At 66.7% G+C, this 22,766-nt stretch carries 21 protein-coding genes and 1 pseudogene; 12 read left to right on the forward strand and 10 right to left on the reverse strand.

The features are described 5' to 3' along the window. Positions 1-16 precede the first annotated feature (16 nt). From ACSLUQ_RS02845 to ACSLUQ_RS02860, 4 genes are all read right to left on the reverse strand, one after another. Positions 17-958: a DUF6384 family protein gene (locus ACSLUQ_RS02845; RefSeq protein ID WP_417770842.1), complete on the reverse strand. Its 942-nt coding sequence runs from the start codon at positions 956-958 to the stop codon at positions 17-19. 127 nt (positions 959-1,085) lie between these two features. Continuing rightward, positions 1,086-2,267, reverse strand: a complete 1,182-nt coding sequence (locus tag ACSLUQ_RS02850; protein WP_417770841.1) for a cell surface protein — start codon at positions 2,265-2,267, stop codon at positions 1,086-1,088. Between the two features lie 206 nt (positions 2,268-2,473). Beyond that, positions 2,474-3,406, reverse strand: a complete 933-nt coding sequence (locus ACSLUQ_RS02855) for a pseudouridine-5'-phosphate glycosidase (RefSeq protein ID WP_461807654.1) — start codon at positions 3,404-3,406, stop codon at positions 2,474-2,476. Between the two features lie 179 nt (positions 3,407-3,585). Next, positions 3,586-4,494, reverse strand: a complete 909-nt coding sequence (locus tag ACSLUQ_RS02860; protein WP_417770839.1) for a PfkB family carbohydrate kinase — start codon at positions 4,492-4,494, stop codon at positions 3,586-3,588. A 281-nt stretch (positions 4,495-4,775) separates the two neighbouring features. Here ACSLUQ_RS02860 and recA point away from each other — a divergent pair, with 281 nt between their 5' ends. The 4 genes and pseudogenes from recA to ACSLUQ_RS02880 all read left to right on the forward strand — a co-directional run bounded on the left by recA (position 4,776) and on the right by ACSLUQ_RS02880 (position 10,399). Beyond that, positions 4,776-5,861 (forward strand): recombinase RecA, encoded by a 1,086-nt coding sequence (recA, locus tag ACSLUQ_RS02865; RefSeq protein ID WP_417770838.1) that lies wholly within the window; start codon positions 4,776-4,778, stop codon positions 5,859-5,861. Between the two features lie 341 nt (positions 5,862-6,202). After that, a complete protein-coding gene (alaS, locus tag ACSLUQ_RS02870) occupies positions 6,203-8,881 on the forward strand; it encodes an alanine--tRNA ligase (protein WP_461807655.1) in 2,679 nt (892 codons plus the stop codon). Positions 8,882-9,085: 204 nt separating this feature from the next. Beyond that, positions 9,086-9,655: pseudogene (locus ACSLUQ_RS02875) on the forward strand (ion transporter); the annotation flags it as partial. Positions 9,656-9,748: 93 nt separating this feature from the next. Further along, a complete protein-coding gene (locus tag ACSLUQ_RS02880; RefSeq protein WP_461808460.1) occupies positions 9,749-10,399 on the forward strand; it encodes a cyclic nucleotide-binding domain-containing protein in 651 nt (216 codons plus the stop codon). A gap of 37 nt (positions 10,400-10,436) precedes the next feature. Here ACSLUQ_RS02880 and ACSLUQ_RS02885 read toward each other — a convergent pair whose 3' ends face one another. Together ACSLUQ_RS02885 and ACSLUQ_RS02890 are read right to left on the reverse strand one after the other, a co-directional pair. Next, positions 10,437-10,898 (reverse strand): hypothetical protein, encoded by a 462-nt coding sequence (locus ACSLUQ_RS02885; protein ID WP_461807656.1) that lies wholly within the window; start codon positions 10,896-10,898, stop codon positions 10,437-10,439. 105 nt (positions 10,899-11,003) lie between these two features. After that, a complete protein-coding gene (locus tag ACSLUQ_RS02890; protein WP_417770835.1) occupies positions 11,004-12,218 on the reverse strand; it encodes an NADP-dependent isocitrate dehydrogenase in 1,215 nt (404 codons plus the stop codon). 242 nt (positions 12,219-12,460) lie between these two features. On the opposite strand from ACSLUQ_RS02890, the gene ACSLUQ_RS02895 reads away from it, so the two are divergent. Both ACSLUQ_RS02895 and ACSLUQ_RS02900 read left to right on the forward strand, forming a co-directional pair. Next, on the forward strand, positions 12,461-13,006 hold the full coding sequence (locus ACSLUQ_RS02895; protein WP_417770834.1) for a putative pterin-binding protein: 546 nt from the start codon (positions 12,461-12,463) through the stop codon (positions 13,004-13,006). Between the two features lie 195 nt (positions 13,007-13,201). Next, complete coding sequence (locus tag ACSLUQ_RS02900) at positions 13,202-14,632, forward strand: sensor histidine kinase (RefSeq protein WP_461807657.1); 1,431 nt, start codon at positions 13,202-13,204, stop codon at positions 14,630-14,632. 36 nt (positions 14,633-14,668) lie between these two features. On the opposite strand, the gene ACSLUQ_RS02905 is transcribed toward ACSLUQ_RS02900, so the two are convergent. Further along, entirely contained in the window at positions 14,669-15,232 is a 564-nt protein-coding gene (locus ACSLUQ_RS02905) for an HdeD family acid-resistance protein (RefSeq protein ID WP_461807658.1), read from the reverse strand. Between the two features lie 179 nt (positions 15,233-15,411). Here ACSLUQ_RS02905 and ACSLUQ_RS02910 point away from each other — a divergent pair, with 179 nt between their 5' ends. From ACSLUQ_RS02910 to ACSLUQ_RS02935, 6 genes are all read left to right on the forward strand, one after another. Next, the gene (locus ACSLUQ_RS02910) at positions 15,412-16,230 is read left to right on the forward strand and encodes an RNA methyltransferase (protein ID WP_461807659.1); all 819 of its coding nucleotides are present in this window, start codon (positions 15,412-15,414) and stop codon (positions 16,228-16,230) included. Positions 16,231-16,267: 37 nt separating this feature from the next. Then, entirely contained in the window at positions 16,268-17,095 is an 828-nt protein-coding gene (murI, locus tag ACSLUQ_RS02915; RefSeq protein ID WP_461807660.1) for a glutamate racemase, read from the forward strand. 250 nt (positions 17,096-17,345) lie between these two features. Beyond that, positions 17,346-17,963 (forward strand): 30S ribosomal protein S4, encoded by a 618-nt coding sequence (rpsD, locus tag ACSLUQ_RS02920; RefSeq protein ID WP_417770829.1) that lies wholly within the window; start codon positions 17,346-17,348, stop codon positions 17,961-17,963. Between the two features lie 161 nt (positions 17,964-18,124). Further along, on the forward strand, positions 18,125-19,123 hold the full coding sequence (locus ACSLUQ_RS02925) for an MBL fold metallo-hydrolase (protein WP_461807661.1): 999 nt from the start codon (positions 18,125-18,127) through the stop codon (positions 19,121-19,123). Positions 19,124-19,312: 189 nt separating this feature from the next. Further along, positions 19,313-20,233 (forward strand): tRNA 2-thiocytidine(32) synthetase TtcA, encoded by a 921-nt coding sequence (ttcA, locus tag ACSLUQ_RS02930; protein WP_417771204.1) that lies wholly within the window; start codon positions 19,313-19,315, stop codon positions 20,231-20,233. A 106-nt stretch (positions 20,234-20,339) separates the two neighbouring features. After that, on the forward strand, positions 20,340-21,608 hold the full coding sequence (locus ACSLUQ_RS02935) for an Hsp70 family protein (RefSeq protein ID WP_417770827.1): 1,269 nt from the start codon (positions 20,340-20,342) through the stop codon (positions 21,606-21,608). 15 nt (positions 21,609-21,623) lie between these two features. Here ACSLUQ_RS02935 and ACSLUQ_RS02940 read toward each other — a convergent pair whose 3' ends face one another. From ACSLUQ_RS02940 to ACSLUQ_RS02950, 3 genes are all read right to left on the reverse strand, one after another. After that, positions 21,624-21,902, reverse strand: coding sequence for an antitermination protein (locus ACSLUQ_RS02940; RefSeq protein ID WP_417770826.1), 279 nt, complete (start codon positions 21,900-21,902; stop codon positions 21,624-21,626). Between the two features lie 200 nt (positions 21,903-22,102). Beyond that, the gene (grxD, locus tag ACSLUQ_RS02945) at positions 22,103-22,435 is read right to left on the reverse strand and encodes a Grx4 family monothiol glutaredoxin (RefSeq protein WP_417770825.1); all 333 of its coding nucleotides are present in this window, start codon (positions 22,433-22,435) and stop codon (positions 22,103-22,105) included. A gap of 63 nt (positions 22,436-22,498) precedes the next feature. Further along, entirely contained in the window at positions 22,499-22,732 is a 234-nt protein-coding gene (locus tag ACSLUQ_RS02950; RefSeq protein ID WP_417770824.1) for a BolA family protein, read from the reverse strand. Positions 22,733-22,766: the final 34 nt, after the last annotated feature.

Genomic DNA, 22,766 nt, shown 5'->3' on the forward strand with positions numbered 1-22,766 from the left:
TGCGTCTTCGGCTGGCCTACCATTTGGTGATCGCCCCCGTTTCTACCGGCTTCGACCAGTCCGGCTCGAGGCGTCCGCGCGCCTTGGCGCCGAGCACCGGATCCTGCACGATGCCGTCGTCCTCCTTGTCCCGGCGCACGGCGTCGAAGGTGCCCTTCGACACGCGCTGGGCCCAGATGTCGACGTGCTTGACCTCGCCGTCCTCTTCCGAGGTGACGTCCTGGGAGACGACTTTCCCGTCCGGGCCGATGGCCTCGACGATGAGGTAATAGTTTCGCGCCGCGCGGTTGGCCTGGGGAATGCGGGTGACGCCCGAGGGCGTTCCCGGTCGCGAGACCACGCGGACCTGGAATGTCTGCAGCAGCCTGGCCTCGAGCGCGCGCAGCCGATCTGCGGCCTGACGAGCCGCGGGCGCATCGCCCGTGGATGCGGCTGCCCTGCCGGTGGCGGCGATGGCGCGCGCGTCCTCGGCGACCTGCGGCTCCTCGGCGACGGCGGCGATGCGCTCGACCAGTGTGTCGTAGGTCTGCGGCAGCGTTTCGCTCAGCTCGATGCGCAGGTCCTGCGCCGCGCGCTGGCGGGGCACTTCCACGAGGAAATGCCAGGCAAGACCGGCGGCGAGGGCAAGGGCGAGGGCGATGGCCAGCCATTTGCCCCAACGGCCCCGGGTGACATAGAGCGTCGCCAGCGTGCGCTGGAAACCGAGAGCCGGCGGAGTGTAGACGAAGCGGTTGGCCTTCAGGTTCTCCACGCCCTCGGCGAGGATACGCTCGGAAACCTCGATGCCCTGGCTCTTGTAGATCTGACGCAGCCGCTCGATCATCTGCGCGTCGCGCTGGTCGGAATCGAGTTCCTTGACCGCAATCCGCTCGTCATGACGCAGCGTGTCGACGACATCCATTGCCATCATCAGGTCGTCGAGCGGGGCCTTGGTCGGGGAGGCGCTTTCGGGGGGCATGCTTTCGTTCCCGTTGGGGCCGGTCGGGCGAACCCGGTGACGCCGGACTCGCTTGTCATATGTGGCCGGCCGGGAGGTCGGCGCAAGCGCCCGGCGGCCGTCGGTAGCCGCCGGGTGACGTCATTGCCTAGGCGCCGAGGGCGTTGCCCTGGGCGGCGAGGCGGGCGAGCCGGCGCTTGCCGTCCTCCACCGCGTCGCGGATCTCTTCGGAGTTCTTGGTCGACATCTTCCGCATCTCCTGGATGATCTCGCGAGAGTTCACCTGGAAGTTGATCACGGAATCGACGAGCTTCTTGACTGCGGCCGCCTGGACGGTCGGTCCATAGCCAGCTTTCAGCGCCGCTTCCTGCACCGCATCGCCGATCTCCGCAAGCGTTTCCAGCGACTTCGACACACCTTCCTTCATGGCGTTGAGCGTTTCGGTGGATTCGTGCAGCCCCTGAAGGCCGGTGAAGGAGGCGTTGAGCGCCGTCAGCACCGAGTCGTTGGTGGAAAAGAAGCTGACCGCCTGCGAATAGACCCGCTCCTTGGCGTTTGTCGTCTGCATCAGACGCGCCATGATCACCTCGGACGTGTTGTAGCCGATGGTGAGGTTGTCGGAGAGGTCCTTGGCGATCTGGTAGCGCTTTTCCTCGTCCTGCATGGTGCGCATGGTCTCGTCGCGGGCAAGCTCCAGGCGGGCCTTGCCGGCCGCGTCGTCGCCGGTATAGGCCTCGACCTTGCCGTTGGCGCTCTCAAGCGCGGCCTTGGCCGCGTCGAGACGGTCCGAGGCGGAGCCGAGAACTTCCAGCGCCAGAACCTCCGCCTGTTTCAGTGCGCCGCGGAAGTCGCGATAGGCCTCGAGGATGCGTTGCTCGCGCTCGATCTGGTCCTTGGTGTCGCGGGCGACGTCCAGATAGGTCTCGCGGATCTTGCCGAAGCGGTCGGAGATGGTGCCGCGCGTCATGTCGCGCCACTTGTTGGAAATGTTCTCCATGAAGGAGATCTTGCCGTCGGCGAGCTGGTCGACCATGCCCTTGGCGTCGTCGCGGATCGAGTTGAACGCCTCGGTGATCCCCTCGTAGCGCTCGCCGATGCTCATCGCCTGGATCTCGTTACGCACCACCTCGTTGAAGGTCTGCGACTGGCCGAGCGTGCGCGTGATGACGGCGATCTTGTCCGGAGAAAGGTCGGAGATCTTCTCAAGCAGCGCGTTGATCGGCGCCTCGGCGGTGCTGCCCGGCATCAGGCCCATGTCGCGCAGCGCGCCCATGGCCCGGTCCAGATACTGTATGGGGGAAAGCGCGGTTGCAGGTGTCGTATCCGCCATAGTCCGTCCTCTGTTTCCCTGCCCCGGCGGTGCGAACGCGCATCCAGGTTCCGGTGGCAATCGTGTTACGCCCGATTTTTCGACGGCAAACGCGACCGCATCGTGACGAAGGTGGCGCGCCGCGGCCAGGGCGAGTTAAACACATTCGCGCCGCCGGTGGCACCATTCACGAGCGGTCCGAATGCGCGGCCGCCGCCTGGCCGTCTCTAGCCGGCGCGCGCGACCGCGATGCGCGCCGCCAGGCCGGCGTTGTTGCGCACCAGCGCGATGTTGGTTTCCAGGCTGCGGCCCTGTGTCAGCTCCAGGATGAACGACAGCACGAAAGGCGTGACGTCCTTTCCGCTGACACCGCGCCGGCTTGCCTCGTGCACGGCGCGCTCGATGGCGCCGGCCATCTCGCCAGCGGGGATCTCGGCTTCCGCTGGAACCGGGTTGGCGACGAGCAGCCCGCCATGGCCCGGGAAGGCGTCGCGCATGGCCATCAGCCGCGCTATCTCCTGCGGCGTGTCGAGCCGGTAGGGCGCGGCAAGGCCGCTGTCGCGGGACCAGAAAGCGGGGAAGACGTCGGTGCCATAGGCGATGACGGGCACGCCCTTGGTTTCCAGCACCTCGAGCGTCTTGGGCAGGTCGAGCAGCGCCTTGGCTCCGGCGGAGACGACGCAGACCGGCGTGCGCCCGAGTTCATCCAGATCGGCGGAAACATCGAATGTCGTCTCCGCGCCGCGATGGACGCCGCCGATGCCGCCGGTGGCGAAGACCTCGATGCCGGCGGCGTGGGCGGCCATCATCGTCGCGGCGACGGTGGTCGAGCCGGGGCGCTTGGTGGCCAGCGCAAAGGCAAGATCGGCGCGCGAGCACTTCATCACGCCCTCGGCACGGGCGAGGCGTTCGAGCGTCGCGTCGGAAAGGCCGACGTGCAGAGCGCCGTCGAGAATTGCAATGGTGGCGGGGATCGCGCCATGGGCGCGGATGTCGGCTTCGACCTGGCGGGCCGTCTCGACGTTGCGCGGCCAGGGCATGCCATGGGTGACGATGGTTGATTCCAGTGCGACGACGGGCTTGCCGGCGGCGCGGGCCGCTGCCACTTCCTCGCCGAAAACGATGGGCGCGTTCGTGCCTGTTTCTGCCGCTTCGCTCATGCGCTCTTCAGATCCTCTCGTCGGACCGCCCGGCCTTTGGCGCGGACGGGGTGCCTCTCCCCCGGTGTCTCCCCACAGTCACATTCGCAAGACGTGTTCCCTGGCGCGCTTATAGGGGTGGGGGCAGGCCGAGTCGAGCGCCGGCGCGCGGTCGCGGGTGTGCCATCCGGGCGCATCCCTCAGCCGTCGGCGATCGCCGGCCAGGACAGCGTCGCGGCGACCGCACCGTCGCAGCGCAGGGTCAGCGCGGCCGCGCGCAAACCGGCGGCAACGGCCCCCCTCAGGTCACGGCCATGATCGAGACCGGCAAGCGTTCCGGAGATGAGTGCGTCGCCCGCGCCCGTCACGTCGCGTACCGCGCCGGGCTCCACCTCCACGTCGAGCCGGGCGATGTCACCGCCTTCCATCAGCAGCAGCGGCGCGGCGCCGTCGCTCAGGCAGCAGGCGCGCAGCCCGGCCGCGCGCAGCGTCCGCGCAAGCACTTCCGGATCGGGAAGCGGCTCCTGTTCGTCGTGGCCGGTCAGCGCCGCTGCTTCCGCGCGGTTGCAAAAGAGAAGGTCAAGACGAGGCAGCAGCGCGCGAAGCCGGCCTGCCTTGGCCCGGGACACGGTGTCGGCGGCAAGGCGCCGCTCACCCGCGGCCGAGGCCAGCCGCTCCAGAAGTGGTGCCGGCAGATTGGCATCAAGAAACCACAGGCGGGCCGAAGCGGCGGCCGGCAGGGCTTCGTCGAGTGCGTCGACGGCCAGTCCGTCGGTGATGCGTCCGTCCACGACGGCGGCGGGCAGCGAGCCGTCGGGATCATGGATGGCGATGTAGCGGCCGGTCGGGACGCCGGGGCAAATTGCGGGGCGGACATCGACCCCCTCGTCGGCGAGGCGCTCGAGCAGCGTGCGCCCCTCGGCGTCGTCGCCAAGGGCACCGACAAGAGAGACCGGCACGCCGAGCCTGAGCAACGCACGCGCCACATTGGTCGCGACACCGCCGGGGCGGCTGGAAAAGGCCGCCGGCGTCGAGGTTTCCCGCAGCACCTCGCGCGTGGCGTGGGCGAGCGTGTCGAGATGGATCGCGCCGAAGCAGCAGACGGACATGGCTGGGGAACCTGAGCGGATTTCGAGCTGACGACTACATCGCACGCCGCCCGGCATGGGGGGAAGTGGCGGCGCGGTGATTCTCCCGCTGCCCGCCACCTGTCAGGCGGGACCGTAATTCCGGCGTGACGCAAGTTGTCCACCGAACGTGAACGAAGCTCGAACACGAGCCAAATCAACGTTCTGTTTCAATACTTCAGCTTGCATTGCGGGGTGAGAACAAAAATGGTACAAACGCGCGATTTGAAACGCCGTCCCCGGCGTGGAATAAGGATGCTCCTGTGTCGCAAAATTCACTCCGCTTGGTCGAAGGCATTAAGATGGACAAGACAAAGGCGCTCGACGCCGCGCTTTCGCAAATCGAACGGGCGTTCGGCAAGGGCTCCATCATGCGGATGGGCCAGGGCCAGGTCGTCGAGGTGCAGACTGTTTCGACCGGCTCGCTCGGGCTCGACATCGCTCTTGGCATCGGCGGCCTGCCGCGCGGGCGCGTCGTCGAGATCTACGGCCCGGAATCCTCGGGCAAGACGACGATGGCGCTGCACACGATCGCCGAGGCCCAGAAGAAGGGCGGCATCTGTGCCTTCATCGACGCCGAGCATGCGCTGGACCCGATCTATGCGCGCAAGCTCGGGGTCAACATCGACGACCTGCTGATCTCGCAGCCGGATGCGGGCGAGCAGGCGCTCGAGATTGCCGACACGCTGGTCCGTTCGGGCGCGATCGACGTGCTTGTGGTCGACTCGGTCGCCGCGCTGACGCCAAAGGCCGAGCTTGACGGCGAGATGGGCGACAGCCTGCCGGGCATGCAGGCGCGCCTCATGAGTCAGGCGCTGCGCAAGCTCACGGCCTCGATCTCGCGCTCAAAGTGCATGGTCATCTTCATCAACCAGATCCGCATGAAGATCGGTGTGATGTTCGGCTCGCCGGAAACGACGACGGGCGGCAACGCGCTCAAGTTCTATGCCTCGGTTCGTCTCGACATCCGTCGCATCGGCGCGATCAAGGACCGCGACGAGGTGGTCGGCAACCAGACACGCGTCAAGGTGGTGAAGAACAAGCTTGCTCCGCCGTTCCGTCAGGTCGAGTTCGACATCATCTACGGCGAGGGCGTTTCCAAGATGGGCGAGCTGCTCGACCTTGGCGTCAAGGGCGGCATGGTCGAGAAGTCCGGCGCCTGGTTTTCCTACAACAGTCAGCGCCTGGGGCAGGGCCGCGAGAACTCCAAGCAGTTCCTGCGCGACAATCCCGAGATCGCCAATGAGATCGAGCTGGCGATCCGCCAGAACGCCGGCCTCATCGCCGAGCGGATCACCGAGCCCTTCTCGGAGACCGAGGCGGACGAGGACGGCGTCGTCGGCGAGTGATCGCCCGGCGTTGCCCTGTCTGGCGGATCGCGTAAGGCCGGTGGGCCCCGTGCTCGCGGTTGGTCCAGGCTTGTGATCGAAGCGCCCGCGTTCTCGCGCCGTGACATGCGGCAGACGAGACCGCGGGCGTTTTCATTGACGGAGCCGCGCCCTGTCCATGGCTTTGGACGCGCCGGTCACGGCCTTTCGACGTCGGGTTGAACGTCCTGCGCGCGCTGGACTTGTCGGTTCCCGGCGGATAAAAGCGGCCGAAGATCTTCAGACAAGGCGCAAGGCGGGTCAGGGGCGGCCGACAGGGAGGCTGCGGGTCCGCGTTTCGCCAGCGAGCAATGGGCGGCTTCATGAGCGGTGTAAACGAAATCCGGTCGGCGTTTCTTGAGTATTTCGCCAAGAACGGTCACGAGATCGTGGCGTCCGGGCCGCTGGTGCCGCGCAACGATCCGACCCTGATGTTCACCAATGCGGGCATGGTTCCGTTCAAGAACGTCTTCACCGGGCTCGAGAAGCGCGACTACCAGCGCGCGACGACGGCGCAGAAATGCGTGCGCGCCGGCGGCAAGCACAATGACCTCGACAATGTCGGCTACACCGCCCGCCATCACACGTTCTTCGAGATGCTGGGCAATTTCTCCTTCGGCGACTACTTCAAGGACCGGGCCATCGAGCTTGCCTGGAACCTGATCACCAAGGAGTTCGCACTGCCGCAGGACAAGCTTCTCGTCACCGTCTACTCCGAGGATGAAGAGGCGCATGCCCTGTGGAAGAAGATTGCGGGGCTTTCCGACGACAGGATCATCCGCATCCCCACCTCCGACAATTTCTGGGCGATGGGCGACACCGGCCCGTGCGGGCCGTGCTCCGAGATCTTCTTCGATCATGGCGAGCACATCTGGGGCGGCCCTCCGGGCTCGCCGGAAGAGGACGGCGACCGGTTCATCGAGATCTGGAACCTCGTCTTCATGCAGTACGAGCAGCTTCCCGGCGAGCGCGTCGACCTGCCGCGTCCCTCGATCGACACGGGCATGGGACTGGAGCGCGTCGCCGCCGTTCTGCAGGGCGTTCATGACAATTACGATATCGATCTGTTCCGGGCGCTGATCGCGGCTTCCGTCAATGCAGTCGGCGTCGAGGCCGAAGGCGACGCGCGCGCCAGCCACCGGGTGATCGCCGATCACCTGCGTTCCACCAGCTTCCTGATTGCCGACGGCGTGCTGCCCTCGAACGAGGGGCGCGGCTATGTGCTTCGCCGCATCATGCGCCGCGCCATGCGCCACGCGCACCTGCTGGGCGCGAGCGATCCGCTGATGTGGCGGCTGGTGCCGACGCTGGTGCGCGAGATGGGCCGGGCCTATCCGGAGCTTGGCCGCGCCGAGGCGTTGATCACCGAAACGCTGCGGCTCGAGGAAACCCGTTTCCGCAAGACGCTGGAACGTGGCCTGTCGCTGCTCGACGAGGCGAGTGCCGATCTGGGAGAGGGCGCGGAGTTCGACGGCGAGACCGCCTTCAAGCTCTATGACACCTACGGCTTCCCGCTGGATCTGACCCAGGACGCGCTGCGTGCCCGCGGCATCGGTGTCGACACCGATGGCTTCCGCACCGCCATGGAGCGTCAGCGCGCCGAGGCGCGCGCCGCATGGTCGGGCTCCGGCGAGGCGGCGACCGACACGGTCTGGTTCGCGCTGAAGGACCGGCTCGGAGCCACCGATTTCCTGGGCTACGACACGGAGACGGCCGAGGGCGTTGTCACCGCGCTGGTCAGCGACGGGACCGAGGTCGCGACGCTCGCGGCCGGCGACACCGGTCTGGTTATGCTCAACCAGACACCCTTCTACGGCGAGTCCGGCGGTCAGGTCGGCGACACCGGCTGGATGCGCGGCGAGGGCGTCGAGATAGAGGTCACGGGCACGCAGAAGAAAGCCGACGGCCTCTTTGTTCATGAGGTCAAGGTCGTGTCTGGCACGCTTGCGGTCGGTGTGGCGCTGGAGCTTCTGGTCGACGGAGGCCGCCGCAGCGGAATTCGCGCCAATCACTCCGCCACGCACCTTGTCCACGAGGCGCTGCGCGAGGTGCTCGGCGGCCATGTGGCGCAGAAGGGCTCGCTGGTCAGCCCCGAGCGCCTGCGCTTCGACTTTTCCCATCCCAAGCCGATGTCGGCGGAGGAGCTGAAGCGGGTCGAGGATCTCGCCAATGCCATCGTGCTGCAGAACGGCGAGGTCTCCACCCGCCTGATGGGCGTCGATGAGGCCATCGAGGAGGGCGCGATGGCGCTCTTCGGCGAGAAATACGGCGACGAGGTGCGCGTTGTGTCGATGGGCCGCGCGATTGAGGGCAACAAGGCCGGCAAGACCTATTCGCTGGAGCTTTGCGGCGGCACTCATGTCGCGCGCACCGGTGACATCGGTCTTGTGACGGTGGTCTCGGAAGGAGCGGTCGCGGCGGGCGTTCGCCGCGTCGAGGCGCTGACGGGGGCTGCCGCGCGCCAGTATCTCTCCGGCCAGGACGAGCGGCTGCGCGCCGTCGCCGGTGCGCTCAAGGTGGCGCCTGCGGATGTGGCGGCGCGTGTCGCTACGCTCGTCGAGGAGCGGCGCCGTCTGGAGCGCGAGCTTGCCGATGCACGCAAGAAGCTCGCGATGAGCGGTGGCGGCGCCGGCGAGGCCGGTGCACCGAAGGATATCGCCGGCATCAAGCTGCTCGCCCGCGTTGTCGAGGGGCTAAACCCGAAGGATCTCAAGGGGCTTGCCGATGAGGCGAAGGGCCAGCTTGGATCCGGCGTGGTTGTGCTGGTCAACCGTGGCGAGGAGAACAAGGCGGCCGTGGTCGTTGCGGTGACGGCAGACCTGACCGACCGGATTTCGGCGGTTGATCTCGTGCGGCTTGCCGCCGAACAGCTTGGCGGCAAGGGCGGCGGTGGCCGGCCGGACATGGCCCAGGCCGGCGGCTCTGACGCCTCGCGCGCCGATGAGGCCTTCGCGGCCATCGAGGCGGGGCTGCAGGCCGCCGCGAGCCCCGCGGGAGCCTGACGCGTGGCGCCGGGTCGCGAGCCTCGCTTGGAGGCGGCGGACGACCCGGCCCGCCCGACGGACCACGCCCGGCCTGCCGAGACGCGGCTGTCGGCCTATCAGCGCCTGCGCCGCCGCGTCTACCGCTGGCTGGAGGTCGGCCCCGCCGGTGATGCGCAGGGGCGCTGGGTGGACCGGCTGCTGATTGCGCTCGTCATCTCGGCCGTGCTTCTCGTTGCTCTTGAGACCGAGCCCGACTTCGAGGAGCAGTGGGGAGACCTCTTCGCGTTTGCCGAATTGTGTATCGGCACGGTGTTCCTCGTGGAGTATCTGGCGCGGCTGTGGATCGCTGACCTGCATCCGCCCTTCCGCCGCTACACGCCGTTGGGTGCACGCCTTCGCTACGCCCTGCAGCCGGTGGCGCTCATCGACCTGCTGGCCGTTCTGCCCTTCCTGCTTGCGCCGTTGCTGTCCGCTGGCGACTTCAAGGTCCTGATCTTCCTGCGCCTTGCGCGGTTCTTCAAGATCGCGCGCTACTCGCCCGCGCTGCGCTCGCTCGCCAACGCGGTCTTTGCCGAGCGGCATGCCATCGGCGCCAGCCTCATCATCATCTTTGGCGTGGTCATGGTGGCGGCGACCGCCATGTACATGGCGGAGCGGCATGTTCAGCCGGACAGCCTTGGCACAATTCCCGCCGCCATCTGGTGGGCGCTGACCACGGTCACGACCGTCGGCTACGGTGATGTGGTGCCGGTGACGCGCATCGGCCAGATGATCGGCGGGCTGGTGATGTTGCTCGGCTATGGGCTGTTCGCGTTGCCGGTGGGCATCGTCGCCACCGCCTTTGCCCGCGAGATTCATTCGCGCGACTTCGCCATCACCTGGGGCATGGTTGCGCGCGTGCCGCTGTTCCAGGACCTCAAGGCGGCGGAGATCGCCGAGATCACCAAGCTGCTGCGGGCCCAGTCGGCCGCGCCCGGGCAGGTCATCAGTCGGCGCGGCGAGCCTGCGAACAGCATGTATTTCATCGCCTCGGGAGCGGTCGAGGCGGTTTTCGAGACATCGCGCATGCGGCTTGAGGAGGGGGCGTTCTTCGGCGAGATGGCCCTGCTCGCCGAGCGGCGGCGTACGGCAACCGTATCTGCGGTGAGCCCGACCCAGCTTCTTGTCCTCGACTCTCATGATCTGCGCGGCCTGATGCGGCGCAAGCCCGCGGTTGCCCGCCATGTTCTCGATGAGGTCATGCGCCGGCGCGATGCTTCGGGGGGGGACATGCTGGAAGAAGAAATCGTCGCCGCGCAGGCCGACACCGTCGACAGGAGACGCGCGGGCGATGCCGGGGACGGCGAAGAGCCCGCGACCGAGGCGGCGATGCCGGAGGTCGAGGAGACCATGCCCGATCTTTTCGCGCAGGACCCCCAGCCGGACCTTTCCGGAGAGGAAGACGGCGAGCAGGACGCCCAGGCGCGGGACGAAGAAACGCCGGATGACGATCTGCCGGACGACACGGTGCCGGGCGACCGGATCCGGCCTGCCTGAGGCCCTCGGGGCGCGCGTGCCGTCCGGCTTTCGCCTGTCAGTTTGGTACGAGGCCCGCGGGCAGTCGCTCATAGAGCGGGTCGCCATACCAGAAGGCGTCCGTCGGGCCGATGGCCTGATCGACGACGTTCCAGCGGTCATAGGCCTGATAGAGCAGGACGTAGGTCGTCAGGCCGTCCATGTATTCCGCGTTCTCGGCGAAGGTGGTGGTGGCCAGGTCGATCGCCCCGCCGCCCGGGCGCTGCGGATTGACGATGGCGAAGGCCCAGGGGCCGGCAACCTTCAGCCGGTCTACGACGAATTCGACCGGGGCGCCGACACGCACCTCCACCAGCGGCCGGATGGCGTCCATGATCGCGGATCGCTCGGCCGACCCGCGGGCGGGCTCGCGCGCGCTCTGGGCAAGGGCAGGGGAAGCGCACAGGGCAAGCATGGCGACAAGCGCCAGGGCCGCGCGCACCGGCGCGATCCGCGGAAGCAATGACGTGAACGAGTGCAACGGGGTGTCCTCCAGGAAGAAAATCCGTCCACCCGATGCTGCCGGGCGGACATGAAAAAGGCGCCACACGGGCGCCTTTTCCGGGTTCACGTCTCGGCGTGGCCGTCAGGCGGACATCGCTTTCTGCAGGTTTTCGTCGATCTTGTCGAGGAAGCCGCTGGTGGTGAGCCACTTCTGGTCCGGGCCGACGAGCAGCGCCAGATCCTTGGTCATGTTGCCATCCTCGACGGTCTTGATGCAGACCTGCTCGAGCGTCAGGGCGAACTTCGCCAGATCGGCGTTGTCGTCGAGCTTGGCGCGGTGGGCGAGACCGCGGGTCCAGGCGAAGATCGAGGCGATCGGGTTGGTCGAGGTCTCCTCGCCGCGCTGATGCTGGCGATAGTGACGGGTGACGGTGCCGTGAGCGGCTTCCGCCTCGACGGTCTTGCCGTCCGGGGACATCAGCACCGAGGTCATCAGGCCGAGCGAGCCAAAGCCCTGGGCGACGATGTCCGACTGCACGTCGCCGTCGTAGTTCTTGCAAGCCCAGACGTAGCCGCCCGACCACTTGAGCGCTGAAGCGACCATGTCGTCGATGAGACGGTGCTCGTACCAGATCTTGGCGGCCTCGTACTGCTCCTTGAACTCCGCGTCGAAGACTTCCTGGAACAGGTCCTTGAAGCGGCCGTCATAGGCCTTCAGGATGGTGTTCTTGGTCGACAGGTAGCAGGGAACGCCGCGCTGCAGGGCGTAGTTGAACGAGGCGCGAGCGAAATCGCGGATCGAATCATCGAGGTTGTACATCGCCATGGCGACACCCGACGACGGCGCGTCGAAGACCTCGTGCTCGATCTCGGCACCGTCTTCCCCGACGAACTTGATCGTCAGCTTGCCCTTGCCGGGGAACCTGAAGTCGGTGGCGCGGTACTGGTCGCCGAAGGCATGACGGCCGACGATGATCGGCTGGGTCCAGCCCGGCACCAGGCGCGGAACGTTGGAGATGATGATCGGCTCGCGGAAGATCACGCCGCCGAGGATGTTGCGGATCGTGCCGTTCGGGGAACGCCACATCTTCTTCAGGCCGAATTCCTCGACGCGCGCCTCGTCCGGCGTGATCGTGGCGCACTTGACGCCGACGCCGTACTTCTTGATCGCGTTGGCTGCGTCGACGGTGATCTGGTCGTTGGTCTCGTCGCGCTTCTCGATGCCGAGGTCGTAATACTTCAGATCGATGTCGAGGTAGGGATGGATCAGCTTGTCCTTGATGAACTGCCAGATGATCCGCGTCATCTCGTCGCCGTCGAGCTCGACAACCGGATTGACAACCTTAATCTTCGCCATGTGCTGATGACCTCGCGTCTGGGGTGGCGTGCGCAGCTTCTGCGCCCGATTCCGCTCGTCCTGTCAGGCAGCGCGAACCGCCGCCGACAATGCCGTGCGGCCCCTATAGCAAAGGGCCGGCCAAACGCAAAGTCGGCCTTTCGTCATTCTACGCGATTGAGGATGACGGACGCGTCATGCTTGCCAGATATGGCAATTCGGCGCATAGGTCATACTGTCAAGAATTCGGATAGGAGGCAGTCATGCCAGCCCTGAAACGCAAGGCCGCGCTCTGCCTGCAGTCACCCGTGTCGTTGTCGATGCGGCTCATGCTCCTTGGCTTTCTCGCCCTGACGCTCGTCCTTTCCCCGCTTGCAACGCGCGATGCTCGCGCCGCGCAGGAGATCCTTGTGGTGAGCGGGAACGTGCCGGGCGGCACGCCGGTGGTCTTCACCCGCGAGGATCTGGTCGCTCTGGGGATTCATTCCGTTCGCGCCGATACCCCCTGGACGGATGCCGCCACCCTGTTCGAGGGACCGCTGTTGCGCGACGTGCTCGACGCCGCGCGCGCCGAAGGCACGCGGATCGAGGCCGTGGCGCTCAACGACTACCGGGTCGAGATTCCGATGGAGGACCCGCGTTCATCCGACATGATTCTGGCGCTCAGGGTCGACGGCAAGTCTATCGGCGTGCGCGAGCGCGGCCCGCTGTGGGTGATCTATCCCTGGGACACGCGCGAGGACATGCGCTCCGAGTTGTACTATTCGCGGGCGATCTGGCAGCTCAAGGAAGTGATCGTCAAACCTTGAGGCACGCGGTCGCGCCCCGGCCAGGCGCTCTTTCTCCGCCCTGCGAGGGGCCTGTCTTTCTGCAGCAAGGCCGCGCATGCGCGGCCTTTTCTCGTTCCGGAGCGGCCTGTAAGGTTCAGCCGGCCGGAGGGCCTTTCGCCCTCCGCCGGAACTGGAGGCGCCGTCCCGGCGCCCGCAACACGGGCCCGCATCGCGATGGATCACGGCAAGAGATGGGTTCGCGCGCTCTATTTGTCGCTTCTTGTCGGGGTGGCGATCATTACCGGCTCGCTGTTCTTCGTGCTGTCGATCCTCAACGGCCAGAACAACGACGACCGCTCCGAATACCGGCAGAGCATGATCTGGTACACGGCCCAGCTCGTCGTCGAGTTCCAGGATCTGCTGCAGGCGCTCGACACCTTCATCGTCCACGGCGGACGCTCGGCCGATGGAGAGGAGGTCTCTGCGCGTTTCGACATTCTCTGGAGCCGGGCGATCCGGCTGGACGAAGGCGAGGCCGGGCGCGAGTTCGGCGAGGTCGAGGGCGCACCCGAACTCATGTCGGCGCTGGCGTCGGCCCTTCGTGCTGCCGACGACCGGCTGGCGGAGGCGGTCTCCGGCGATGTGGCGATGGCCGAGAAGATCCGTGCCGACTTCCTTGCGCTTCAGCCGATTCTCGATTCGTTTCGCTCCTCCGTCTACCGGCTCCAACTGGCGGCGGCGACGCAGCAGCGCGAGGAGTTGCGGCAGACCGTCAATCTCGTGCTCTTTCTCATCATCGGCCTTCTCGTCGCCGGCGCGTCGATGGGGGGGCTGCTCGTGCGCGAGCGCCAGCAGTTGCTGCGCCTTGGCGAGCAACTGGAGCGGCGGGTGGCGGAACGCACGGCCGAGCTTGCCCGCGCCAACATGGAGCTGCGGGCGGCCAATGAGCGGCTTAGCCAGTTCAACAATCTCGCCTCCCATGACCTGAAGGAGCCGGTGCGCAAGATCGCGGTCTTTAGCGACCTGCTGCTGGAGGGCGTGGAAAGCGGCGACAAGGAGATGATCGGCTACGCGGCCGGCGTGATGCGTGCCTCCGCCGGTCGGGCGCGGGCGCTGATCTCCAATCTTCTCACCTATTCCGCCGCGTCCGAACGGCCGCTGGAAGCGGAAACGGTGCGCATCGACACGCTCGTCGAGCGGGTCTGCGACAGCTTGTCGGAGCTTATCCGCGAACGCCATGCGAGGATCGACGTCGATCCGCAGGCCGGCGAGATCGCCGGCGATGCGGTCTTTCTGGAGCAGCTTTTCCAGAATCTCATCGGCAACGCGGTGAAGTTCGCGGATCCCGACCGTCCGCCGCATGTGCGCATCCAGGTGGAAAGGGCGGAGGGGGGGAAGCCGCTGAAGGTTCATGTCAGCGACAATGGCATTGGCTTCGACATGCGCCACAAGGGACTTGTGTTCGAGCCTTTCCGCCGGCTGCATCCGCGCGAGCGCTATGCGGGCACCGGCATGGGCCTGGCGATCTGCGCCGCCATCGCGCGGCGCCACGGCTGGGAACTCGATGCGGACAGCATCCCCGGGGAGGGCTCGCGGTTCACCATCGATTTCGATCCGCCCGCCGCAACGGAAACGGCCGCCCGCGAGGCGGACGGCCGTTCCTGATCTTCTCCGGCCCGGCAAGGCTGCCGGCGCGGTGTGTCAGAAGCTGGAGAGCCGGCGGGCGGCAAGCGCGATGGCGATATAGCTCCAGCCGTTCATGAGAACGGCGATGCCGCCCATCAAGCCGAGTGCCCACAGCGCTGAGGAGGGGAACTCGAACCAGATGCACAGGCCGGCGGCGAGCGAGATCACTCCGGCGACCAGCAGCCAGCCCCAGCCGTCGTGCGGACGCACCTTGAGGGCGAGCAGGATCTGGGTGATGCCCTGGGCCAGCAGGATGCCGGCGACGACCAGGGTCAGCGTGAAGGTGCCGACCAGCGGGTTGAAATAGACGGCGGCGCCGCCGATCAGCGCGATCAGGCCGGTGGCGATGCTCCACAGGAATCCGGACCAGGCCTTGACCGAGAAGGCGTGCCAGATCTGCAGGACGCCGGCGACGGCAAAGACCATGGCGATGACCAGGGTCACGGCGATAGAGCTTGCCAGCGGCAGGGCGATCATCAGTCCGCCGCCGATGACCAGGGCAATGCCGAGCGCGAGGAACCAGCCCCACTTGGCACGAACGGTATCGGTAACGGAGACAGGGGCGGCGGGTGTCGTCATGTTTGATTTCCTTGCGGTGTGGCAGGCTGTGCGGACGTCGAGACCGGGACGGAAACTCCGGCTCCGCGAGACTCTTCGACAAGGCGTAACAAAAGCTTACAGCACGCGCTGCTTGTCCGCGAGGATGTCCTGCGTTCTGGGCACTGGAAAAACGGTGCGGCTTGGGCTATTTGCGCGCCATGACACGCAATGCCAACATCGATCCGGCCGCGCGCGACGTCGCGCCCGTTCCGCCCTGCGTCATCCTGTGCGAACCGCAGCTTGGCGAGAACATCGGCACAGCCGCCCGCGCCATGGCCAATTTCGGCCTTTCGGACCTGCGCATCGTCAATCCGCGTGACGGATGGCCGAGCGAGAAGGCCCGCGCGGCCGCGAGCCGTGCCGACCATGTCATCGACGCCGTTCAGGTCTTCGACAGTGTCGAGGCGGCGGTTGCCGATCTGGGCTTCGTCTTCGCCACGACGGCGCGTTCGCGCGAGATCGCCAAGCCGGTGAGCGGGCCGGACGAGGCGGCGACGACGTCGGTGCGCCTCGGCGTCCAGGGGACGAAGGTCGGCTTCCTGTTCGGCCGCGAGCGGTGGGGCCTCAACAACGACGAGGTGGCACTCGCCGACGAGATCGTCACGCTGCCGGTCGATCCGGATTTCGCCTCGCTCAACATCGCCCAGGCGGTTCTGGTGTGTTCCTATGAGTGGCGGGTGAAGGCGAATGGCGGGGCGCTGCCGTTCCGCCTCGACGTGGAGGCCAATCCCCCGGCCTCGAAGGATGACCTGCAGCGTCTCTTCGAGCATCTGGAAGGCGCGCTCGACACGGTCAACTTCTTCCGTCCGCGCGAGAAACGTCCCTCGATTGTCCGCAACCTGCGCAACATCCTGCAGAAGGCCTCGCTGACCGATCAGGAGGTGAAGACCCTGCGCGGCGTCATCGCCGCGCTCGAGGGCCGCAAGACGCGACCGCGCAAGGATGCGGGCGTCGACGGCGAGGCCGGCGAGAGCTGACACGCATCCGCCGCAATCGGCGGCGAGGAGGGATGTCATGACAGACACCCCGCAGACCGCAGGCAAGGCCGGCCAAGACCGGGCCGACGGACGGCCCGTGCTGGTCTTCGACAGCGGTGTCGGAGGCATGAGCGTGGCGCGGGCGATCCGCGCCGCAGCGTCGGAGCTTCCGCTTCTCTATGCTGCCGATTGCGCCGGGTTTCCCTATGGTGACTGGCAGCCGGAGGCGCTTGCGACGCATTGCGTCGCACTGGTGCGCGGGCTTGTCGAGGCGCACCGGCCGCGTGCGGTGGTCATCGCCTGCAACACAGCCTCGACGCTGGTTCTGCCGCCGCTGCGCGCCGTGCTCGACATTCCGGTGGTGGGCACGGTCCCGGCGGTGAAGCCGGCGGCCGAGCACACCCGCAGCGGTCTTGTCAGCGTGCTGGCGACGCCGGGCACCGTGAAGCGGGAATACACGTTCGACCTGATCCATCGCTTCGCCTCCGAGGTGGCGGTGACGCTCGTCGGCTCCAGGCGACTTGCCGCACTCGCCGAGGACCGTCTCGCCGGCGGTGTCGCGGACCGGGCGGCGATCGCCGCCGAGATTGCCCCCTGTTTCGTCGAGAAGGACGGGCGGCGCACGGATGTCGTGGTGCTTGCCTGCACGCACTATCCGCTTCTGGTCGATGTCCTGGCCGAACTGGCCCCTTGGCCGGTGGAGTGGATCGACCCGGCGCCGGCGATTGCCCGGCGTCTCGTCGAGGTGCTCGGCGGCCCGGGAGCGGTCGGCGGCAGGCGGAAGGGCGGGGGCGACGCGGCGGTCTCGACCGACGGGCGCGACCTCGCCGGGCTGCTGGCCCGACTGCTCGCGCGGGAGGGCTGAGGGGCGGCGGAATTCCGCGGTCCCGGGGGGCGGTCAAATGCCCGTTTCCGGCGACATTCGTTTGACTCACCCCCGGCTTTGGGCTAGGCAGACCGGGCTCTGCAGGCCTTGGTGGCCCGCTTTGCATTTCACACACCCGTGGACACCCGCGCCGGCGCTGTTTGGCCGGGAGTCCTGTCGCCTGCAGCCCGGAAGGCAGCAGGAAAGGAGGGCGTGTTTCCTTTAGACGCCTTTAGCGAAGGAACCGCGCATGTCGAAGCGCCATGGTGTAAAGTACAAGCTTGACCGCCGGATGGGCGAAAACATCTGGGGTCGTCCGAAGTCTCCCGCCAATCGCCGCGAATACGGCCCGGGCCAGCATGGCCAGCGCCGCAAGGGCAAGCTTTCCGACTTCGGCGTGCAGCTGCGCGCCAAGCAGAAGCTCAAGGGCTATTACGGCAACATCTCCGAGAAGCAGTTCCACCGTACCTACGTGGAAGCCTCGCGGATGAAGGGTGACACTTCGGAGAACCTCATCGGTCTTCTCGAGTGCCGTCTCGACGCGGTGGTCTACCGCGCCAAGTTCGTGCCGACCGTTTTCGCCGCTCGTCAGTTCGTCAACCACGGCCATATCAAGGTCAATGGTCGTCGCGTCAACATCGGTAGCTACCGTTGCAAGCCCGGCGACGTGATCGAGGTTCGTGAGAAGTCGCGCCAGCTCGCGATCGTCATCGAGGCGACTCAGCTCGCCGAGCGTGACGTTCCCGACTACGTCGTCGCCGACCACGGCAAGATGACCGCGACGTTCCAGCGTGTTCCGGGTCTGGGCGATGTGCCCTATCCGGTGCAGATGGAGCCGAACCTCATCGTCGAGTTCTACTCGCGTTGATCTGTCGCTTCTCGAAGCGAAATCCGAAGGGGCGCATCGCAGGATGCGCCCCTTTTTCGTTTCGCGTCGCGCGGCCTTTCACGGATGCGGGCTTTTGATATTCGCCAAGTCGAATATGATGGGCGGAACGAGTCGACCGCAAGGCCGGGGAGGAGGATGCGATGTCGAGGATGGATCGAAGCGGAAACCCGCGGGTTTCAAGGCGTCAGGTGCTGGGGGCGGGGCTTGCCGCGCCCTTCGTTGCGCGGGCCGGCCTTGTCATGGGCGGCGCGACAGCCGGGCTGCCGCTGGTGGCGCCTGGCGCCCGGGCGGCGGACGCGGCACACTCGCTGACGCTTGGCGACACGCGGCTCACCGTCTTGAGCGACGGCGCGCTGGTGCTGCCGGCCTCGACGCTTGCCGCCAATGTCGGCGAGGAGGAGCGGGGGGCGTTTCTGACCGCCGCCGGCTTCGACAGCGCCGTGCGGCACAGCGCTCTCAACATCACGCTGATCCGCAAGGGCGATGCGCTGATCCTGATCGACACGGGCGCCGGCATGAACTTCTTCGCCGAGGCCGGGCAGCTCGCCGACAGCTTCGATGAGGCCGGGCTCGACCGGGAGGCGGTGACCCATGTCGTGCTCACCCACGGCCACCCGGACCATGTCTGGGGCGTGATCGACGACTTCGACGAGAGCGAGCGGTTCCCCAACGCCGAATACCTGATGGGCGCGGTGGAGTGGGACTTCTGGATGGATCCGGACTTCCTTGCCAACAACCCGGAGCAGATCCATTCCTTTGCCCTGGGGGCGCAGCGCAATCTCGGCGCGGTCGCGGAGAAGGTCACCCGTGTTGACGCGGACCACGCCGTCGTCTCCGGCGTGACGATGATCGCCACTCCCGGGCACACGCCGGGACACATGTCGGTTCTCGTCGAGGATGGCGGCGAGCAACTCGTCGTCACCGGCGACGCACTGACCCATCCGGCTGTCTCCTTTGAGCGGCCGGACTGGCAGCCGTCGACGGATCAGGTGCCGGAGGTCGCGGTGAAGACGCGCAGGGCCCTGCTCGACCGGGCGGCGAGCGATGGGCTGCTTCTCATCGGCTACCATCTGCCCTGGCCGGGCGTCGGCCGTGTGGAGGCGAAGGGCAACGCCTGGCGGTACATCGCCGAGGGATGAGGCCGTCGCGGGAGCGATGCCGGGCAATCGGAGCATGGGAACGGGGACGGCCGCGCGGCCGTCCTTGCCTCGGCGCGCAGCCTTTGGCATGTTGCCGCGACTTTCCGCCCCAAGGACCATGGTGCCAGCGCGATGACGAGCCTCGAGACCGTACAGATCGCCCCCGATGAGCCGGGCGTGCGGGACGACATGGACGGGCCGCAGGGCGATTGTCCGGCGCTGTTTCGCGATGCACCCTCGTCGGTCGGCTTCAAGAAGCTGCGTAAGCGCCTGCTCCGGCAGGTGCGCGAGACGATCTCTTCCGCCGCCATGGTGGAGGCGAGCGGCGCCACGCCGAAATGGCTCGTCTGCCTGTCCGGCGGCAAGGACAGCTATACGCTGCTTGCCGTCCTGCTCGATCTCAAGTGGCGCGGCCTCCTGCCGGTCGACCTGCTGGCCTGCAATCTCGACCAGGCGCAGCCGGGGTTTCCGGGGCATATCCTGCCCGAGTTCTTCGAGCGCCACGGCATTGCCCACAGGATCGTGCGCGAGGACACCTATTCCATCGTCACGGACAAGATCCCGGCAGGCAAGACCTATTGCTCGCTGTGCTCGCGTTTGCGGCGCGGCCTGCTCTACCGCACCGCGCGCGAGGAGGGGTGCCAGGCGATCGTGCTCGGCCACCACCGGGAGGACGCGCTGGAGACGCTGTTCATGAACCTCTTCTTCGGCGGGCGGCTCGCTTCCATGCCGCCGAAGCTCGTCAATGACGACGGCGATCTCATGGTGCTGCGCCCGCTCATCGGCTGCGCGGAGGACGATATCGCCCGTTTCGCCAAGGCGCTTGATGTTCCGATCATTCCTTGCGACCTGTGCGGCAGCCAGGACGGGCTGCAGCGGGCGGAGGTGAAGAAGCTGCTTCAGGAGTGGGAGCGCGCCCACCCCGGGCGGCTTTCGGTGATGGCGCGGGCGCTTGCGAACGTGCGTCCCTCGCATCTCCACGATCCGCGCCTGTTCGATTTCGCCGGCCTGGTGCCGGAAGGCTCCGCAACGCCGGCCGATGCGCGCGAGGACGCGGATCCTTGCGGCGCCGGCCTTGCCATGACGCAGGCGATGTTCGCCGCCGAATAGACCCTTCCATATCAGACCAACCGCTGGAGCCGGGGAGGGCGCACCTTCCCCGGTTTCGTGTTTCTCGCGCCGCCCTCCCCGGCGCCTCTTCTTCCGGAGCCCGACCATGACCACCCAAATGCCCTGCGGCATCGACTTCGGCACGTCCAATTCCACCGCCGCTATCCTCGACGGTGCCGGGGCTGCGCATCTTCTTCCCCTGGAGGGCGAGAGCGTGGTGCTGCCGAGCACGCTGTTCTTTTCTTTCGAGGACACGCATGTCCGCTTCGGCCGTGAGGCCGTGAGTGCCTATGTCGAGGGCGTCGAAGGCCGGCTGATGCGCTCGCTGAAGAGCGTGCTCGGATCCAGCACCATGGCCGAAAAGACCATGATCAAGGCGCAGCGCTGGACCTTCTCGGAAATCATCGGCCTCTATCTGGGGCAGGTGAAGCACCGCGCCGAAGCCGCCGCCGGCAGGGAACTTGATGCCGTCGTGCTTGGCCGTCCGGTGCATTTCGTCGATGACAACGAGGAGGCCGACTTGCGCGCGGAGGGGGAACTGGAGGCGATTGCCCGCGCCGCCGGCTTCAGCTCCGTTGCCTTCCAGTTTGAGCCGATCGCGGCGGCGCTCGACTATGAGCGCTCGGTTTCGGGCGAGGAACTCGCCGTGATCGTCGATCTCGGCGGCGGCACCTCCGACTTCGCCATCGTGCGGGTGTCGCCGGAGCGTCGCGGCAAGCCCGACCGTCGTGATGACATCCTGGCCAGCACCGGCATCCATATCGGCGGTACCGATTTCGACCGGCTGCTCAGCCTGCGGACGGTGATGCCTGCGCTTGGCTACGGAACGCCGTCGCGCGATGCCAGACGCGACCTGCCGAACTGGGCCTATTTCGAGCTGGCCACCTGGCACCGGATCAATTTTCTCTACGCGCCGCAGGTCGATACGCGGATGCGCGCGCTGAGGCAGGATGCCGCGCGGCCCGAACTGGTGGAACGGCTTATGGAACTGGTCGCCGAGCGTCAGGGGCACGCGCTCGCCGGTGCGGTGGAGGAGGCGAAGATCGCGCTTTCCGATGAGGATCTCCACCGTCTGCGGTTTCCCCTGCGCGACACCGATCTCGACATCGAGGTGGCCTGCGCGGATCTGGTCGCGGCGATCGGGCAGTCCGTTGGCGGCATCGAGGGTGCGCTTGCCGGCTGCCTGAAACAGGCTGGCGTCGGGGCGGAGGCGATCTCGTCGGTGTTTCTCACCGGCGGCTCGGCATCCATTCCCTTCGTGCGCGAGCGGCTGACCGGGCTGTTTCCCGGTGCGCGCGTGGTGCAGGGCGATGTGTTTGGAAGCGTCGGCGCGGGGCTTGCACTCGACGCGGTGCGCAAATACGGCCCGGCGTGAACCGCCGAGCGGGACTTACGATCCGGTTTTTGCGGTAAGGCCGCGGTCGGAGCCGGCCGGCCGGTTGCGCACGAGAATGACGAGAGCAGCGGGGGCGGCGGCGGCGCCGGCCTCGGCAAGCCCGCCATGGGCGCGGCAGGTATCCGCGTCGCTGATGCCGTTGGCGGGCGCGAAGACCATGAGCTTGACGCAGGAGATGCGGCGAAGGCCCGCATCCGATTCCTGAGCCATTGACCCAAGACCCAGAACAAGGCTGAGCGCAATACCGGTGACGGCGAGTTTCGCGATCCGCATCTGTCAATCCTTTCGGTGCCGGGAACCCCTGGTACGACCGAGGACTACCCCGTATCCGCTGAGTGGAAGCTGAAACGGGTATTCATTCTGTGTTCATCTTAGGCTGATTCGGCAAAAATTTCCTAGTTCGTAAAAATTGCAAAATAAAAGGGCGGATCGACTGCGATCCGCCCCTTGTTAACAATTTGTTAACCTCTGCCTTACGCGGACTGACGGATTTCGATGCCGTTGTCCGTGAAGTGCTGCTGAAGCTCCTGGCTCTGGAACATCTCGCGAATGATGTCGCAGCCGCCGAGGAACTCTCCCTTGACGTAGAGCTGGGGGATCGTCGGCCAGTTGGAGAACGTCTTGATACCCTGGCGCAGCTCGTCATCCTCGAGCACGTTGATGCCCTTGTAGGGAACGCCGACGTAATCGAGGATCTGCACGACCTGTCCGGAGAACCCGCACTGCGGGAAAGCCGGGGTGCCCTTCATGAACAGGACGACGTCATTGCCGCCGACCTCGTTCTTGATCCAGTCCTGAATGCTCATGGTCAGTCCTTTCGTTCCGCCGGGTCCAAGGTCCGGCGTTTCGTTCCTGCTGTCGGCCGGCGCTCAGTCCGGCGCGCTCGTCTGCAGTGCGAGGGCGTGAAGCTCGCCGCCCATGTTGCCCTTCAGCGCCTGATAGACCATCTGGTGCTGCTGCACCCGAGACTTGCCGCGGAAGGCCTCCGACACCACGACGGCGGCATAATGGTCGCCGTCGCCGGCGAGGTCGCGGATCTCGATCCGGGCATCGGGAAATGTCTCCCTGATCAGAGCCTCGATCTCGCGTGCCTGCATTGCCATAGTGCTGTCCTTGTGCCCGCCGGCGCCCTCATCG

Source organism: Stappia sp. ICDLI1TA098 (assembly GCF_054880955.1).